This is a genomic window from Bacillus sp. JAS24-2 (genome assembly GCF_008274905.1).
Lineage (GTDB): Bacteria > Bacillota > Bacilli > Bacillales > Bacillaceae_G > Bacillus_A > Bacillus_A cereus.
The window spans coordinates 2338231-2357294 of sequence record NZ_CP031068.1 but is presented as its reverse complement, the minus strand read 5'-3'; the positions used below and the strand labels follow the sequence as shown (position 1 = coordinate 2357294).

Below are 19064 nucleotides of genomic sequence, written 5' to 3'. Positions count from 1 at the left end.
AAAGTACGTATCGAAAACAGTCCTATAATTTTTTAGCATAATTATAGGGCGACTTTAATGATGTTGATAATTTTTTGTTTCGTTTGACTTAAATAATTGTTATTTTTAGTAGAAATTAATATACCAATCGGGATTTTAGAATTAAAGTCCTTAATCTTAAAAGATAGTATTTCTTCATTCAAAATTGTACCTTTCGGGATAATTCCTATCGCATTTTCAAAAAGCATTTCTGGAATGAGGTTTAAAGCACTACAATTATAAACTCTTTTAAAAGATAAATTATTTTTCGCTAGGAGAGAACTTACAGATTGATACGAATAACAATTACTTTCTCCTACAATAACTGGATAATCTATAATATCAAATGCTTCAACGGATTCTTTTTGTAACAAAGGATGCTCGGGATTATTCACTATAAATTCAATCTGTTCATCACATATTGGGATGAATTTTACCTTTGATTTATTTTCATTATTTCCGCACACCGCAAAATCAATCTTATTATGTTCTATCATTTCTGATAAAAGTGCTGTATTTCCCACTACAAAATCACAATGTATATATGGTTTTTCAGCATTTAAAAACTCTAATATTATTGGTATTAACCTTTTAGCAACGGATTCTAATAGGCCTATTCTCAAACTCCCTTTTTCTTCATTACTAATACGTTGTGCTTGAGTTATAGAATATTCCCAATGTGTTACTAAGTTTTCTACTTCCTCTGCAAAAAGTTTTCCTTCTTCTGTTAATCTTGCATCCCATCCTCTTTCAAATAACAGAAAACCAATTTCATTTTCCAGCTTTTTTATATGTGTTGTTACTGTTGATTGTGCATAGTTTAATTGTTTAGCAGCTTGTGAAAACGTTCCTTCTTCAATAATTTTTTTAAATATAAGTAACTCTTTCATTTCCATTTCATACACCACCTTCATCGATTTTATTGATAATTCGTTAATATATTTTCAATTATACAAATGGAAATATTGGAAGTAAAATAAAATCAAAAGGAAAGGAGTCCTCTATTATGCCATTTGTCACTGTTTATCATCCTGAAAAATTATCCGATAATAAGTTATTAAAAAATGTAAGCAATCAAATTCACCATTCGTTAATTGAACATTTCAATATTCCTGAAAATGATTATTTTCAAATGTTTTTACCTTATCCTTCTCATCAACTTTTTTATAATTCATCTTATCTTTTAGAAGGTTCATTAAAACGATCCAATAATATGATTTATATTTCTATTACATGTGGACCTGGGAGAACAATTAATCAAAAAAAAGATTTATATAAAGCTATAGCCACTAGTACAGCTAATACTTTACAAATCTCTACTGCTGATGTTTTCATTACACTACACGAGACACCTATGGAGAATTGGTCATTTGGTCAAGGAATAGCTCAAATGTTAAATCAACATAATAACTAGACTTTAATTTTCCTTAAAACAAAATAAACTTACCGCTTTCTATAACTATATAGAAAGCGGTAAGTTTATTTTGCTAGGAATATTGGAATGAAACTCTGGTGTATACACAATAGAAAATGAATATCCCTGCACAATAAATGACACTTCATTATGTTTACATTCAAATGGCACATTATTTTTCTTAAAGTTAATTTGGATTCGCTGTAAAAATGCGAGATCCGCTGTTCCGAAAGAAACATGAACTTTCGGTGGTAAAGCTTTCATCGCGATTGGAATCCAAGGTCGCTGCCACCAAGTTGCGACGACATAAGCAGTGCCACCAACTACAAAGTTAAAAATATCCCCGTCTTCCATCGTTTTCATATTTAGATTTGATTTCAGCCATTCCCTAAAAATAGGTACACTTTTAACAGGAAGACCAATTTCCCTTACATATAAAATGTTTAAAGGTGACTGCGGTACTAATACATCTTCTTTAACATAACTATGCGCGATAATTTCGAGTAGATTTCCATCTCCGTCTTTAAAGTATAAATTGAATCGACCATCCTCTTCATCAATTGTATGACCATCTTTCCATTTCGCAATGAGTAATCCAGACTCCTCAAGCCATCTTGCTGTTTCATGAAATTTTGAATATGGGATTTCAAAAGCAAAATGTGCAGGTGCAATTGGTTCATACACTTCTTGAAAACTAATTGTTGTATAAGGTGTTACTTCAAATTGAATGAAGGATGCTGTTTCTTTTTTTATTGGAAGAGATAATATGTCCTTATAAACTTGTTTTACCCCTTCTATGGAAACCGTTTGTAGTTTTATATCTGATATATGTGTAATCACTTTACATTCCCCCTCATTTCTTATTATCTATTCGTATTGTATTACACTTATAAATAGATAAAATCAAACGGAAGAATGGATTTTTTATATAGAAACTACAACTTTAGTATGAATATGTTAGCTTCTTTCATTGCTAGTACAGTAATGTTTCAAAACAATTATGCTCCATATTTCATTTTTTTGATTAACACTTTACTTATTTTTATTTTTTTAAGTTTCCCCTGCATTATTTCCATATAAAAAAGCTGCCTTTCCTTAAACGAAAAGCAGCTTTTACAATAAAATACATTAAGATTTTACAGCAATAATCATAAATCTTTTTGAATTCGTACGAATCCCTTTTTCAGAACTATTTGTTTCAATGAACTTTTGTAAAATAGTAAAATCCTCTTCCTCTTCTCCAAATCTAGGAATAATAGGTGTATGTTTTAATAAGAAAATAAGATCTTCAGGCGTACTGTAATAATCAGTAACATCATATTCGCGTACTTGCACGAGATCAAATCCTGCACTAATAAGTTTATCCATATACTTTTCTTTTAAAGTGCCATCTCGTTCACCTAAGCATTGTCCTCTGCCAAATGCTTCTTTCAGGTTTAATTTATCATTCTCACTTACTTGTTGTGTTAAGAAAAAGGCACCCTTTTTCATTACTTTTGCTAACTCAGATGCTAGAAACGGAGCATGACAACTTGAAGCGATATCAAAATGCGCATGTGGAAACGTTAAAGCTTCAGAACCCATTTGAAGAAACTCAACATTTTGTACACCTGATTTTTTCAAATTAGAATGTGCCGTTTCAATCATGCCGTTAGAATTATCAATTCCAATCAACAATTTAGCTGATGATGCTATGTTAAGTACATTTTCTCCTCCGCCTGTACCAACATCAAGTAGAATGTCTGATGATTTACATCTTTCTTTCACTTCTCCATAAAAGTCCCATATTTCTCCTACAGTTTCACATTTTATTTTACTAAAATCCCATCCATTTAATCTTCCTACTTTATCATAAAAGCTTTTGTACTCTAATTCATTCACCTTATAACTCCCCTTTGTAAAAACGAATTAAATATGTATAATAACCTACAACACTATTTAATTATATATTATAAAATACAAATTATTAAAACACCATTCCACTTCGTACGACGCTAAGTTTACATAACAATTTTATAGTTCACCTTTATCTATATGTTCTAAATGTCCTCTTCCCCAACTACACATACTATCCAAAACAGTACTGACTGTTTTTCCATGTTCAGTTAAGCTATATTCTACTTTAGGTGGTATTTCTTGATAAATTTCGCGTTTTATTAGTTGATCTTGCTCTAATTCACGTAATTGCTTTGCTAACGTTCCTTGAGATATATCTGGTATTAATTTCTTTAATTCACCAAAACGTTTCGTCCCATCTGTTAGCAAAATAAACAAAATGAGTGGCTTCCATTTCCCACCGATTATTTGTAATGTCGCTATTACCCCTTTTAACTTCGGTTCTTGTAAATCCATTTTTCTCACCTCTCCACTGATATCATAAAGTGAAACTTTAATCAGTGGGGGTTTTATTCATCCCCCACTGATTATTAGTTGAACCAATCGGACGTTTACGGGCAGTTGATCTCTCACCTAACTTCCTCGCATTTTCCTAACTTTGAGGTGAGAGTTTTACTGCCCGTTAATGCGAGATAAACCATATTTAGCAATTTTTCTTATTACTTATCCGCGTAAATAGCGATTAGTACGAAATTTGCGACTATGTACATACAAAGTGCGTACTTTTCACTTGATCCCTTTTAGCGAATAATAAAAGCATAAGTTATATTCTAAAGTTTTTTATTAAAGGAGTGGCTAAAATATGTCTATTACTACATTAAAAGATAAGCGTATTGTTATCATTGGCGGGAGTTCTGGTATTGGATTAGCAACGGCAACACAAGCAATTAAACAAGGTGCACATGTTATTATTGCAGGGCGTTCGGAAGAAAAATTAAAGATTGCTAAAAAATTAATAAATAGCAATCATCTCCACACTTACGTATTGGATAATCAAAATAAAGAGCAATTACAAAATTTTTTCAAGACAGTTGGGAACTTTGATCATTTATTCACACCCGGAGCCTCTTACACACTTGGACCAATTACCTCTACAGAGGAAATTGCTGAAAGTAGCTTCATCGGAAAGTTTTGGCCTCAATATTATGCCGTAAAATATGCCATCCCTTTTCTTTCAAACTCTGGATCGATCGTGTTAATGTCCGGTGCCTTTAGTCAAAGACCAATTAAAGGTGCGCCTGCTTACGGAGCTTGTAATGGGGCTATTGAAAGCTTAGGGAAAGCTTTAGCTGTTGAATTAGCTCCTATAAGAGTTAATGTTGTTTCTCCTGGAACGATACAAAGAGAGAATGAACAAAACGAAAATAGACTAGCTGCTTATGAATCTTATAAATCTCTTTCTCTTGTAAAAAGGCCTGGCCATAATAATGAAATTGCACATACTGTTCTATATTTAATGCAAAATAGTTTTACTACGGGTAATGTATTATTTCCAGATGGAGGGTACACATATCATTAAATTATTTAAGACAAAAGCCCCTTATTACGGTGGCTTTTGTTGCTAATGTAAACATTGCTGAAATTTCCAAAAAGATGGTTGCGTTTCTTTATTACCAACAGGTTGGTTTTTAGAAGATTCATTAAAGGAATCCATTATAATCCGCTCATTTTGTACATTTGCAAATAAAATTGTGCTAGTAGTTGACGAATCAAATCAAGAAGTAATTTATCTTGATATTTATGGATAAGTTTATAAAGAAAAAAGGCATATAAATAATGCCTTTTTTCTTTATCTTCATTTAACTGGATAACAAACTTCTGTAACCCACTTATTAGGATCGGATTCCATCGCTGGGCTCACATGATAAATATTAAACATCGGGCCTGCTAATTTGTAACCCTCTGTCTCAATCCATTTTGCCGCAGCCTCATTTACAGCTGTCATCTGTTCATAACTTCCATTAACTGTTATAGAAGCTACATTAGTCGATTCCATATTTTTAAATGTAACGTCTTTTGTATTTTCGTGCTTACCTAGAATACTTAGCTGTATTTCTATATCTACATCATTTTCTTTGTATTCACGATCATGGAAAACCGCAATACTATAACTTGGTTGGGAAATACTAATATTTTCCATTTGAATTTCTTGCATTAATACACTCCATAAATCACCTTCGCAATTATACGATGGAATAATCTTTCTAACACTAGCTACAGTTCTTTCTGGAATTTCTTTTATTGAAACATGATAATTCATCTCAACAACATCCTCTCTCATCGTTTTCATTGAGTCTTCGAGGAGACGTAATTGTTTTTGGAGGTTATTCATGTCTTCTTTAATTTGAGCACTACGATTTAAAAATTGCTCTTTTATGGTATCTATATTATCGCATTCTATTATTTCTTTGATGGTAGCAATATTAAACCCCATAGCTTTTAACGTTTGAATTTGATTTACTTTTTTTAATTGGTCTGCTGAATAAAATCGATATCCACTCTGCTCATCGACTTTTACTGGTTGTAGTAATTCCACTTTATCGTAGTGTCTCAACATTCGTATACTAATGGAAGATAGTTTTGAAAAATCCCCTATTTTAAACATGATTTCCTCCTATAAGTTACATCTACTTTGAAGCTCAACTTTATCTTAAACAATGACATTGTGTGAGAGTCAACTGTTTATAACGTTTGAATTATATTTCTCTATTTACTTTTATATCCTCTTCCTTCTTTAGGTTATAAAAATTCACTAATTGATTCGATCGCGACTAGCAATCAATTGATTTACCTTCATATGAACCTCTATTCTTATTTCTCATTAAAAACATATTTGCAATATAATAATTACATAATGAATATTACCTATTATGCAATTATTCTCTCACTTCATGAATCTTATCCTTGTATATTTCAAACCACTGTTGCCATTCATCTTTAGAAAATTCTTTCTCTTCTCCTTCTAAAACGTAAGAAAAAAGATTTAAACAAATATGCCAACCAGCTATATCTCTCGGTGTATGATCTGTTAATTCATTAATGTACTCTTTAAGGAATAAAAGAGTACTATTTTCCTCTTTATGTATTTCAAATCGGACACGGTCTTTATCCCAAGTAAATTCAAGTACTGAGTTTAGTTGACACTCTAAAATATCAATGTTTATGAATGAACCGTCCATCATGTCGAACTTTATTATTCCACCAGTTTTAAGGCTTTCAATCTGTAAATTGGACATCCATTTTTTCAGCTTACTGTTTTCTGTTAATACAGACCAAACTTCCTCTACCGTATATGGAAATTCGCGTTCAAATTTTACTATATATCCACCAGTTAGTTTCCCAATTTCAGCTATCATTTTGATTGCCTCCTTATATAGAATATATGTTCTCATTTCATTTTACACGAATATAAATATAAAATAAATATTTATGTCAATGAAGTGTTAATTTAAAGTGAATGACGCTGAGAAAAACTTAAATATTTTCTAAATCGAGTTATATAGTATTGAAAATTAAATATAGATTTACGTACAAATAAAAAAGCCGCATTTGCGACTTATGAAATCATAGGATTAACTCCTTTTTTGGTTGAATGATTAGCGCTTAATCGCATCGACAATTAGCGATGGAAAACCAAGTTTATCGCCTTTATTTCTAGAATCATACCTTTTCGAACGGAAAATAACACCGTCGTTTGCATCCCATTCGTTGTAATAAAACTGACCATTTTCATCACAATATTCAAGTAAAACTACCTTGAATCCAGCAGTTTCAAACATTTTCGTTAATGTTTTATAATTATGAACGATTTTATGACTTGCTGCTGGATGATCTTTCGGACCGGGTCCCCCTATTTGAACTATATTTTGATATGCCTCATCCTGAAAGAATGCATCAGGGACTCCGCATCGAATATGACCAGATGCTTTTAAAAATTCATAACAAATTTCAGCTGCTCTTACACCTTCTTCAAAAGTAAGGTGTTCCCATACATGCTCAGCTAAAATAGCTGAAATAGAGTTGTATTCAAATCTTTCTTCCCACCTAGCTTTATCTAGTAAGTTAAGTTCATCTTCTTGTGTTTGAATCCAGCCTGAATTATTATTAAACGCTCCAGCTCCGACAACTACTTTAATTTCGTCTTGTTTTATTGCCACCATGTTCACCTCTTAAACATTTTAATTCATTAATATATTCTATGTTTACTATTATCCTTCCTCCTTCAACAAATGTAGTACCATGAGTCCAGTACAATACCGAACTCATGCCCTAAAAACTCTCTAACGCAACAATCTGTCTAACTCTATAAAATTAGTTCATAATATACGATTTTTCTTACAGAAATATAGCACAGCAAACATTAGCATAATACCAATTACGTAAAAAATTGTTGTTCCGCTCCCACCAGTATTAGGAATTACCCAATTATTCTTCGCATTTTTCACTGTTATTTTTTGTGTCTTTACTGCTTCTGTAATTTCTATTTCTATTGGATCTCTAAGTAACATGTATCCGTTCGGTGCTTTTATTTCTTTAATCGTATACTTTCCAATTGCTAATTGGTTGGAAATTACCTTTCCTTTTTCATTCGTTATTAATCTACTAACTTCTTTCCCTTCTTTATCTAACACTTGAAATACAGCGCCTTTTAGCTTTAATTCACTATCCTTATCATCAACTTTTTCAATTTCAAATTGCCCAGTCGGATCTGGCAATTTCTTATTTTCTATTTTAATTTCTACTACTGTATCTTTTTCTATTTTTACAGCTATTTTATCTTTTAATAATTCATAGCCTTTAGGTGCCTCTATTTCCACTACGGTATAGTTTCCTATTAGTAAGTCTTTTGATATTACTTCTCCTTTTTCATCTGTTACTAACTCCCCAACTACTTTTTTATTTGAATCTTCTATATGAAACTTTGCCCCTGCTAGCTTTTTATTTTTATCTCCCGTATCTACTTTCACTAACTTCATTTTCCCCATTGGATCTGGCAATTTCTTATTTCCTATTTTAATTTCTGCTACTGCATCTTTTTCTATTTTTACAGTTATTTTATCTTTTAATAATTCATAGCCTTTTGGCGCTTCTACTTCCACTAAGGTATAGTTTCCTATTGGTAAGTCTTTTGATATTACTTCTCCTTCTTCATTTGTTACTAGTTCTCCAACTATTTTCCCATTTAAATCTTCAATTTTAAACTTTGCTCCTGCTAGCTTTTTATTTTTATCACTTATGTCTACTTTCACAAGCTTCATTTTTCCCATTGGATCTGGCAATTTCTTATTTCCTATTTTAATTTCTACTTCTGCATCTTTCTCTACTTTTACAGCTATTTTATCTTTTGATAATTCGTAACCTTTAGGTGCTTCTTTTTCCACTAAAGTATAGTTTCCTATTGGTAAGTCTTTTGATATCGCTTCTCCTTCTTCATTTGTTACTAGTTCTCCAACTATTTTCCCATTTAAATCTTCAATTTTAAACTTTGCTCCCACCAATTTTTTATTATCATTATTACTATCAACCTTTTTTATTTTTACTTTTCCTGTACTAGGCTTGTTCCAATGTTTCCAGTTAAATTTGAAATTGTGAAACTCAAATCCACCAGTTTGTTGTACCGCACCGACAAATGCTTGTCCATTAATCGAACCGCCTTTTGTTTCTAATACAGCATTGGGAGCAAACACACTCCCAACAACACCATATCCTTCTGTTGTGATCTTTTTCGCATTAGGAAAAACCCAAATCATTTTACTGTATAGCTCAGTAAATGGTGAATTAGGAGAATAGGGTTGTGATGTGGGAATTATATCCGTAGCCCTTCCAATATTGTTCTTGTCATATAGAATAGACCCATTTTTAAATGTAACCTCTATTGCATCTGAATACATTACAATAAAATCTTTGTCCTTAGCATTTGGTAAAAATACATCTCTTATATCTAAATTAATTTTCCCTGTCAATTCTGATGAAACATAAATATTAGGATTGTTTATATCTTTTCCGATTCCATGACTCATATTTGGAATTGGGGTATTCGTTTTATATTGACCTGCATTTTTACTGACTTGGTTCACTATATTGCGAAATTCATTAAATTTCGCGTCAATTTCTAGTTTTTCTTTATAAACGATACGATCATAAGGGGATTGTATGATGCGATCTGGATCACTCTCTTTTGTCATTACGACTATTCCGTTTTGAATGATAAAAGATTCTTCTCTTGATTTCTTAAATTTTCCAGACAATAACAAGGACGGATATCCCTCATCACCCCATTTTTCACCTACTATATTAGATGTTCCCGCTGCAGCACCTACAATCGTATACCCCGATGCATCCATATCACCTTGAACTGCAATTGCTCCTTCAATGTCGCCACCTATTGCTTTATGGTTACCAAAGACAACTGCATTATAACGCGATATATCACCTAGACCTTCTAAGTTTGTCGTGGATCCATATACTTCTTTTGGTACATATACGACAAAACTTACACTTAACATTAACAAAACAATAAAATGAATACTTACCAGCTTGAATCGTAGCCTCAATTCCTTTGTTCCCACCTTTACCGTATTTTTTCTATAGTCGAATAAAATGACATATTTATCAATGAGGATTTACTTCATTCCCTATATACCTTCTTTACTTATCTCTGAATTTCCGGTCCCACTGTCCATTAATGCAGGATAAATAAATAAATACATTCTATCTAGTTAACCTTTTCTTATAAATTACGACTAGAAACACACATAACAATAGGATTGGAACTATTACAGTCCACTTATTAAATATAAATATCTCTGTACTCACTTTTTGTTTTTCTTTCTCGTTTAACTCCACACGCACACCTCGAACTAGCAATCTATTGGTGTTTACTCCATAAGGCGTACACGTAATTAAAGTTGTATAATCTTTTTTTTGTACAATTTGTAGATCGTCCGTTTCGTGTGGTAACACTACTTTAATTTGATCTACTTTATAAGCAAGAACTTTGTCTAAAGAATGAATATAAAAAAGATCTCCTTTGCTCAACTTATCTAAATCTGTAAATAATTTTGCTGATGGTAAACCACGATGCCCTGTTAAAATAGTATGCGTACTTTCTCCACCTACCGGGAGCGAAGAAAAATCTAAATGACCTATCCCGCGACCCAATACTTCCTCAGAAGTCCCTTGATAGATTGGCAGTTTTATATTAATTTTCGATATTTCAATATACCCCATTACATCTCCTAAATTTAACACATCAGCATACGCTTGATGATTACTTTTTTTTTCAGAAAATGGATCTGTAAATGTTTTCGCAGAAGTTTGAACTTGTTTATTATATTCGGCTGCTTCTTTTTCCCTACGTTCGACTTCTTTCTTTTGTAGCGCTTTGATCTTCTTATCGTAAGAGCTAATCTCAGAATAATGTGCACGAGTCGCCAACCAATTACTAATAGTAGGATATAAAAAAATACCTAATCCAAATAAAAAAATACCCCCCAAAACAAGATTTCGTTTCATATTTCCACCTCTGTATATGCTTAAATATCGAAAAGAGGGAAGCATTTTGCTTCTCCCCTTTTCCCATAGTTACATGTTCCTAAAAATCTTAATTTCTAGCAAACTTTTTTCTAAAGAAAACAAATGCCGCTGTAAGCATTAACGTAAGGCCTATTACAGTAAAAAGAGTCGTTCCTATGCCACCCGTTACCGGAAGAATCCATCCACTTTTATTATTTTCAATCGTCAATTTAACCGTTTGATTATTTTCACTAATCTTTACATCAATGGGGTCTTTTAATAATTGATAAGATGCTTTTGTACCATCTTCTTTTGTATATGTTGGTGCTTTCGTTTCAAAAATTTGATAGTCTCCATATGGAATGTTAGACCATTTAATAACACCATTTTCATCTGATACACCTGTTACTTCTTTTCCTGCTACGACAACTATTTTTCCATTATTATCTTTAAGTACAAACTCTGCACCTTTTAATTTATTCTTATTAGCACTATCAATTTTTGTTAACTCAATTATTCCAGTTGTCGGAATAACAACTACAGGTTTAGATTCCTTTTCTCCAATTACATCATTTTTATTTGTAAAATGTATTTTTGCTGTATTTAAAATTTCCGAACCAGATGGTACTCCTTCTTTTACTTGGGATTTAATTTGCAAATGAAATTCTTTTTTACCATCTAATTTTGTGAAATCTTTTACTGTAGCTGTTACTTTTTGACCTTCTATAGCTACCTCAACAACGTTTGCATTTACTTCTGCTCCATCAATTTTCACGATTGGCTTTCCTTGAATCACTAAACGATTATCCAAAGTATCTGTTACCACATATTTTTTGTATTCCTTAATGTCTTCTGGAATTAATGTTTTAATATCATAATTATAATTAGTTAACGGATTTATTGGTAACGCTTCCAATTTTCCGTTAATTTTTTTATCAATTGTTGGTTCTTCATTGTTTTTCACTTCTATTTTAACTACTGTACCAGAAGTAATAGTTCCATCTTCATTAATTGTTCCGGAGTTCTTAACAAAAAACTCACGTTTAGTTGGATCTATTACGTAGCCTTTCGGAGCTTTTGTTTCTTGGAAATAGTATTCACCATACTCCAATCCTTGCACGCGAATATGACCATTAGCATCTGTTACTAACTCTTTTTTCACTTCTGTACCATCTTTTTTAAATAAAGAGAATACTGCACCTGCTAATGCTTTTTCATTTACACCAGTTTTTATTAAATCCACTGCACCACGTTTAATCTCATTTTTGGGATACATGTGAACATCATAGTTTAGCACCTTACCCTCTTTATTCGTTAATGGGATATCCACTGTATACGTATTGGGATTTAGATTAACATGTGGAGGTCCTGCCACTTCTTTCACCTCATAACGTCCTAGCGGAAGATCTTTTAATACAGCTTGTCCGTTATCATCTGTTACTACTTGATTTGGAGTGGCTCCCATTACAGGTTTCACGTCTTCTTTTACGATTTTCCCATCTTTTGAAATTTTTTCAAAAGAAGCAACCCTTTTCACTTCAAACGTTACACCTTTTAATGGTTTCACATCTTTTGGCACCTCTTGATTTGCAGAACCATTACCTTCTAGTCCCTGCGCTCCATCTTTTTCTTGTTCATACTTATGGATCGTTAAAGTACCTTTAGATGGTGAGTCTGCCTTTACTAATACACTAGACCATGTAGAAAATGTTAAGAATAACACTAAAAGCACACTAAATATTTTTTTCATTTCTCTTATCCCCTTTACTACTTCTATCATTTTAAAAATTTCTTTATTACTATTACCTTCTTAAAAGCAATAGTGTGCCAAGTATTAGATTTAAACAAATAACATAAAACATAGCCGTCCAACAATCCATTGTTTACAATCACTTATTCACTTTTCTTATCTTCTATTATTACGTTGTCTCTCCACATGATATATGTAATTTTCTCCCCTAAATTACACGTATATCCCTATTTCAAGAATCATTACATTTGTTACATAATAGCTTTCACTGCTAATTTCGACTAATCACTTACTGTCAATCCATTCATTTCTCCCTTCCTATCCCTATTTAAAATCCAATCTTAATCCTTTTTTGATACATATAAGTAATAACCAACAAATAAGTGTGACGATTCATATTTTACGCTACTGTCCAAAACTATTACCTGTATATTCAAATAATATGTGCTATCCATGTTAAATTATGGTATTATTCTTAGAAGTTTATAACTTTTATTTATATTTTTTTATTAATAAAAGTTTTCCGTTTCTACTTATGAAAAAAGGAATATATGTTTATTTAACTATGACGCATAACTGTAAGGAGGAAGAATATGACTAAAAAGCTCAGTCTAGTTGAGATAGAGTACATTTGCAATATGTTTTTTCAATCTTTCGAAATTCCAGTTTGTTTTTTAGATTGTAACAAAAATATTCTTTTAGAATTTAAATCCAAAAATGATTCACATTCGTTATATACATCAAAAATAGAACAGTTACATATGCTTTTTCAGAGAAATGATACATATAATTCTCCCATCTTCAGAACTCACGAATATCTAGGGCACTTTATTTTAATTCACATAAAGAGCGATTATATGGTGAACGGTACTGTTATTATTGGGCCCTTGACACATGTAAATTTTTCTACAAGTAAAGCGGATAGTAACCTTAATTTTATTCCAAATTATAAAAGAACAAGAGACCATTATTTTTCATTGTCAGTCAAAGATCAAAATTTCTTTGTAAATATAGCGATATTGTTCTATAACATTCTCTATAAAAAAAATTCAGATGTAAGCACCTTTTCAAATAACAGTGACTCACTTCATATAAGTCATAGCAGCATCTTAAACGAAGATGTATATATTTCAATGCAAAAAGACGAATCCATTTATCATAATTTATATATAGAGCAGCAACTACTTAGTTCTATAGAAGACGGGGATAAAGAAACCGTACTCAAATATTATTACGAATTCCAACAAGAGACTCTTTCATCTTTATCTTCATTCCATCAATTAAGACGTCATAAAAACATTTGTATTTCATCCATCACGCTCGCTACTAGATATGCGATAAAAGGGGGACTTCCATCTGGGATTGCTTACAAAATTTATGATTTACATATTCAAAGAACAGAAGATTTAAAAGACAAAGAATCTGTTTGGGATTTATTAAAAAATGCTTTTTGTACCTTTGCAGACCGTGTAAAGGCACAAAAAACACAGCAATATTCACAGACTATTGCTATTTGTAAAAACTACATTTTTAAAAATATTTACAATCCAATATCTGTTAAACAACTTGCTAAATTTGCAAATGTGAATTCAGATTATTTATCTATATTATTTAAAAAAGAGGTTGGTATTTCATTAATTGAGTACATTCAACGTGAACGAATCGAAGAAGCAAAGAAATTATTAACTTTCACCACCGATCCTTTATCAGACATATGTGCTTCGCTTAATTTTAGCGATCAAAGTTATTTCACTAAAATTTTTAAAAAATTCACCAATGAAACACCTGGTAAATATCGAAAATCTCATGTTGTCATTTAGAGTGAAACTTCCATTAAAACAAAATGTTTTCAGTAACTTATCAATGGCAAATTAGAAGTACTCCTATATTCATGAGCTATAGGATTTATGCTTTTTCCAAACCAAAAAACACGTTACTATTCTTTTATTTTAATGAGAATAGTAACGTGTTTTTTATGTAATGTAGTTTTGTAGACAGAACATGATCCAACTACAAATTTTTATAGAAGCCAAATGCACCGCTTAACTACTAAAATCTTATTAAGTAAAAAATCCATATTTTGTTTTACTTTCTACTTTATTTCTTTTGAATAATGAACTCTTTTCTTCAAACGAATGATCCCTACTATTATTTTTGTATCTTTCTAAATTTGCGAACAAAAGTGAGTACTGTGCCTGTAATAATCATCAATATGCCGATTGCTGCACTGTTAGTTGTACTTACACCCGTCTTTGGAAGCTCCTTATATGTATATTCTTTTTTATCGCTATTACTGTTGTTAGAGATATTACTCTTATTTGCCTTATTAGCAAGGCCATTAGCTTTGCTAGTTTCCTTATCTTTCACTAATACTTTTTGTATTGTATTTACGTCATTACCCATGGAATCTTTGACACTATATATTATTTCATAAGTACCAGCTTTAGTTGTATCTATAGTTCCTTCATACTCTATTTTAGAAGTAAGGTCACCGTCCTCTTTATCAGTAGCTGATACCCCTACCAACGGATCAAATTGATCACCCTCAGTAATTGAAGTTGTAGCAGGTACTTTTAGTATTGGTTTTTCATTTGTAACTTCTTCTCTAACTTTAACCGTTACAGTTTGTTTCGCCGTTACTTCATGACCTTTAGAATCTGTAACCGTGTACGTTAATACGTAAGTACCGACTTTAGATGTATCTACTCCACCAGCAATTTTTACTTTAGAAGTAAGATCGCCGTCTTCTTTATCAATAGCTTTTACTTTTATCATTGGATCGAATGAATCTCCTACATGAATTGTCGCTCCAACAGGCACTGTTAATTTAGGTTCTAAATCTAATATTTCTCCATTTCCCTCTACAATTACAGTCTGTGTAGCCGTTGTAGTTCTCCCTTGGGAATCAACGACCAAGTATTCCACAATGTATGTACCTGGTTTTGAAGTATCTACATCGCCTTTATGCTTTACTTTATTTGTTAAATCACCATCTTCTTTATCAACAGCTTTTACATTTCTCATTGGATCAAACGTATCACCTACACGTAGTGTAATCGTAAACGGCACAGTTAACTCTGGAGCTTGGTTTTCTGCTGTTTTTTCGTTTTCTTTCACTGTTCCGGTAATTTTTGCAGCATCAAAAGCATTTTGGACTGCTTGAACTTCAATTGAGCTCGTTCCATATTTATTAGTTGCCACTTTAAGGCATGCCAATTTCAATTCAGAGAAATTAGAAGTCATGTTTAATTCATCAGTATTTGCATAATAGAAAATATCAAACATTTTATCTTCACCAATACCATTTACATTTACACCGTTATAAGTACCACCTTGTGCAATTAAATACGCAACTTTATTAATAATACTTGAGTTAAAATGAACGCCTCCATAATCCTCTCCATTTAAATCATTATATTTACTATAATCATCGGGATACGGTAGTCCTTCTGAAAAATTAATTGCAGTTGGATTTTTCATATTACGAAAAGTCGATCCAGTTTGCTCTCCTATTGTCCAGTTAAATTCCCCATTATTTATGTATTTCTCTATAGCCGTTCCCATAATATCCGATAATGCCTCGTTAATTGCCCCAGATTCTCCTGAGAATTCAAGGTTAGATTCACTTGATGTAACTGCGTGTGTAAATTCATGACCGGCTATATCGAACGCTTTTACCATAGGATCTCCATATAAAAGCATACTGATGTTATTAATATTAGTACTAAATGCATTCTCCCAATTTTCAGGATCATTTGTTCCTCCAGAATCCCATGCATGTACAACTGAAACTACTTTTTTTCCTTTATTATCAAAACTATTACGATTATATTTTTCTTTATAAAAATCATATACCTTTGTTGCTAAGAAATGAGCGCTTACCGCCTTTGGATCATTAAATGTTGTTGAAGCGCTAGTTGCTAGTATGCCAGGATAATAACTTTCTTCATTTGTAATATCTCTATAATTTACATCATATGTCTCAATTCCTTGCCCTCTTGTGTAATCAGCAAGCGCATAATTCCCACTGGTCTGTTTAGAAATACCAAATGTACGAGTTACGCCTAAATCATCTTTTCCTGTTCCAGTTAATGATGTGAAATTGCTAGTTTTATTTTCCTTAACGGATTCAACATACTCTTCACTTATTTTCAAACTTGATTCTTGTACCATATCTTTTAACATATCGCCATTATGAGCATTCACTAAATAAGTTCCAGATACATAATTTGGTGTTGTAGCAGCAAATGTAACTTGATATGCATTGCTAGCCTGCCCATGATTTTCATCAACAAAAATAACCGCCTTAACTTCTGGTTCAGAAATAAATTTAATGTCGTTTCCGTACTTTTTATAAATATATTGTTTCGCTTCTTCTTTTGATAAATTAATAGGTTTCTTTAAATCTTCTTGTGTTAAATTTTGTGCGCTAGCTCCTGAAATGCTTTTAATAATACCTTTTTTATCTACGTGAGCAGTTAACTGGTGGCCATACACTTCTTTTCCTTCATATATTTGTTGCATGCGCACAAGTGTAGTTCCATCATAAGAACCACGTTTTTGAAGAACCTTGTAATCTACTCCTGTTTCTGCACTAACTTGTTTTGGAGACAAAGCATGCTCCGTATTTTCCTTAAGTGCATCTTTCACTACATTCTCTGGCGCCTTTTTTGATGGTTGTGTAAGATCACCTGTACGGAACGAATCCTCTTGAATTTCAACTTGCATTTGACCAGGTTCCTCTGCATGACCTACTCCATATGGTGTTACACTTGTTAAAACAAATCCTGTTGTTAATGCAACTATAGCTATTTCTTTTTTATTTCCCATGGTATTTACCTCGTATAAATTTCTATTATTTATATGAAACTGCTAAAATGTATACAATCTATTCCTAACATAAAAAGATGACTTTTGTAATCTACAAAAGCCACCTCTTCAATATATAATATCCCTAAAATGTTTTTAATACATAATTTCTATACAAAAAAGAAAAAAGCATTCATTAACGAGCATTTTGCAATACTTTTATTAGGTCATTTATATTTTCAACTTTCTGCTGAAACTGATCAAATCTGTTATGTAGCGATGAAGGATTTTTATCTTCAGTTGAAATAACTTGTTTTAATTCATTTTCTAATTTATCATACATATCAAAAAAATTATCAAATTCTACACTTACAAGCTCTTCATTTTCGCGATAGAATCTTTTTGCTTCTATATAAGTCATATATGATTTATTTAAAAATCCTAATGAAATTAAATATTTAGAAGTGTTTTCTTGATAAATAGCAATATCACATGCTATTTTAATATCAGAATAAGTCTTTTGAACGAGACAATGCAATTCAAAAATCTTAAACTTTAATCCATTATTCATTTCATCCCCTCCCATCGTATCTATTCTACATAAAATTAGAATATTATACAAAGAAAATTATTAGCATAAAATTGACAATTTAAAAAATAACTTAAGGATAAACAAAATCCCTCTCATTATAAATTATAGTTGCGGAGCATTTACCAACATAACAGCAAAATAAAAAACGAAAAGAATAAATCTTTCCGCTCTTAGAGTAATAAATACATTTCATATTGCGCTAAAGAATTCTTTTCAAATCCACATTTCTTTAAAAAACCCTCCAATAAATTATTGTTAGGAAACCCAATTGATAAACTTGATAAATGTAATTCTTCTCTTGCTACTTGTAATAATTTCATCCCAACACCAATATTTCTATAATTTTTGTCTACGAAAATAAAACTAATTTTACCTTGTTCATTTACACATAGAGAGCCTTTTAAGTCATTATCGACATATGCACCATAAAATACATTATTTGTTTGTTCGATATAATCAATATCATTTTGCCAATTTATATGGAAGTTTAACCATTTCTGAATTTCATCTTTAAAAGTTGGAAATTCTAATTGTTTTACTTCAATATCCTTACAATCTTTATTCATTATTTTAGTCAAATCATTTAAATTATAATAAGAAAGATCGTACACTTTTTCATAGCCCAACTTATTATAAAAATGAATCGCTCGGTCGTTTCCTACAATGACTTCGAGAAAAAGTTGCTTACATCCATGTTGAATCGCCTCTTCTTTATGCAGTTCAAATAATTTTTGACTCACACCAATACCGCGGTAATTAGGATGAACCGCTAATGTTCCACAGCGCATAGTCTTTATACTTTCATAATCTTTTATACCACCTAATATTACGCCAACTGATTTGTCACCGTCTAAAGCAAGAAAAGAATGTTCTAGCAAATTACCTTCTGGTCCCAAAAAACGGTGTATAAAATCCCCTTTTGAAACTTCCATCTTAATAATATAATCGGAAAATCCATCTTTAAAAGCTTCATATACTAAATCAATATTTACTTCACTACACCTTTTATATTGAATCATATAAAATTGCCCTCCAATTGCTTGTATTAACCTCAACGTGTACCCATATAA

General features: G+C 31.6%; 16 protein-coding genes. 3 read left to right on the top strand and 13 right to left on the bottom strand.

Translation table 11 applies throughout. The annotated features are described in order from the left end of the window. Positions 1-41 precede the first annotated feature (41 nt). On the bottom strand, positions 42-914 hold the full coding sequence (locus tag DN407_RS12145) for a LysR family transcriptional regulator (protein WP_149216286.1): 873 nt from the start codon (positions 912-914) through the stop codon (positions 42-44). 110 nt (positions 915-1024) lie between these two features. Between DN407_RS12145 and DN407_RS12140 the strand changes: the two genes are divergently transcribed. Then, a complete protein-coding gene (locus tag DN407_RS12140; RefSeq protein ID WP_001117408.1) occupies positions 1025-1432 on the top strand; it encodes a tautomerase family protein in 408 nt (135 codons plus the stop codon). Between the two features lie 45 nt (positions 1433-1477). Here the strand turns inward: DN407_RS12140 and DN407_RS12135 are convergent, their stop codons facing one another. The 3 genes from DN407_RS12135 to DN407_RS12125 form a co-directional block, all read right to left on the bottom strand. After that, the gene (locus tag DN407_RS12135; RefSeq protein WP_149216285.1) at positions 1478-2272 is read right to left on the bottom strand and encodes a VOC family protein; all 795 of its coding nucleotides are present in this window, start codon (positions 2270-2272) and stop codon (positions 1478-1480) included. A 288-nt stretch (positions 2273-2560) separates the two neighbouring features. Continuing rightward, a complete protein-coding gene (locus tag DN407_RS12130; protein WP_098294080.1) occupies positions 2561-3313 on the bottom strand; it encodes a class I SAM-dependent methyltransferase in 753 nt (250 codons plus the stop codon). A gap of 132 nt (positions 3314-3445) precedes the next feature. Next, positions 3446-3784, bottom strand: a complete 339-nt coding sequence (locus DN407_RS12125) for a winged helix-turn-helix transcriptional regulator (protein ID WP_016110039.1) — start codon at positions 3782-3784, stop codon at positions 3446-3448. A 346-nt stretch (positions 3785-4130) separates the two neighbouring features. On the opposite strand from DN407_RS12125, the gene DN407_RS12120 reads away from it, so the two are divergent. Beyond that, entirely contained in the window at positions 4131-4847 is a 717-nt protein-coding gene (locus tag DN407_RS12120) for an SDR family oxidoreductase (RefSeq protein WP_053512864.1), read from the top strand. A gap of 276 nt (positions 4848-5123) precedes the next feature. Here the strand turns inward: DN407_RS12120 and DN407_RS12115 are convergent, their stop codons facing one another. From DN407_RS12115 to DN407_RS12090, 6 genes are all read right to left on the bottom strand, one after another. Beyond that, on the bottom strand, positions 5124-5933 hold the full coding sequence (locus DN407_RS12115; RefSeq protein ID WP_149216284.1) for a MerR family transcriptional regulator: 810 nt from the start codon (positions 5931-5933) through the stop codon (positions 5124-5126). Positions 5934-6204: 271 nt separating this feature from the next. After that, positions 6205-6684, bottom strand: coding sequence for an SRPBCC family protein (locus DN407_RS12110; RefSeq protein WP_149216283.1), 480 nt, complete (start codon positions 6682-6684; stop codon positions 6205-6207). A 240-nt stretch (positions 6685-6924) separates the two neighbouring features. Continuing rightward, entirely contained in the window at positions 6925-7488 is a 564-nt protein-coding gene (locus DN407_RS12105; RefSeq protein ID WP_149216282.1) for a class I SAM-dependent methyltransferase, read from the bottom strand. Between the two features lie 156 nt (positions 7489-7644). After that, positions 7645-9882: a SpaA isopeptide-forming pilin-related protein gene (locus DN407_RS12100; RefSeq protein WP_149216281.1), complete on the bottom strand. Its 2238-nt coding sequence runs from the start codon at positions 9880-9882 to the stop codon at positions 7645-7647. A 157-nt stretch (positions 9883-10039) separates the two neighbouring features. Then, entirely contained in the window at positions 10040-10843 is an 804-nt protein-coding gene (locus DN407_RS12095; RefSeq protein WP_179955816.1) for a class C sortase, read from the bottom strand. Positions 10844-10931: 88 nt separating this feature from the next. Next, positions 10932-12593, bottom strand: coding sequence for an LPXTG cell wall anchor domain-containing protein (locus DN407_RS12090; protein WP_179955815.1), 1662 nt, complete (start codon positions 12591-12593; stop codon positions 10932-10934). Between the two features lie 593 nt (positions 12594-13186). Between DN407_RS12090 and DN407_RS12085 the strand changes: the two genes are divergently transcribed. Beyond that, positions 13187-14413, top strand: coding sequence for an AraC family transcriptional regulator (locus DN407_RS12085; RefSeq protein ID WP_000162833.1), 1227 nt, complete (start codon positions 13187-13189; stop codon positions 14411-14413). Between the two features lie 328 nt (positions 14414-14741). On the opposite strand, the gene DN407_RS12080 is transcribed toward DN407_RS12085, so the two are convergent. The 3 genes from DN407_RS12080 to DN407_RS12070 all read right to left on the bottom strand — a co-directional run bounded on the left by DN407_RS12080 (position 14742) and on the right by DN407_RS12070 (position 19013). Further along, a complete protein-coding gene (locus DN407_RS12080; protein ID WP_149216278.1) occupies positions 14742-17423 on the bottom strand; it encodes a M4 family metallopeptidase in 2682 nt (893 codons plus the stop codon). A 175-nt stretch (positions 17424-17598) separates the two neighbouring features. Continuing rightward, complete coding sequence (locus DN407_RS12075) at positions 17599-17973, bottom strand: hypothetical protein (RefSeq protein ID WP_001059023.1); 375 nt, start codon at positions 17971-17973, stop codon at positions 17599-17601. 191 nt (positions 17974-18164) lie between these two features. Then, positions 18165-19013 (bottom strand): GNAT family N-acetyltransferase, encoded by an 849-nt coding sequence (locus DN407_RS12070; RefSeq protein ID WP_149216277.1) that lies wholly within the window; start codon positions 19011-19013, stop codon positions 18165-18167. Positions 19014-19064 lie beyond the last annotated feature (51 nt).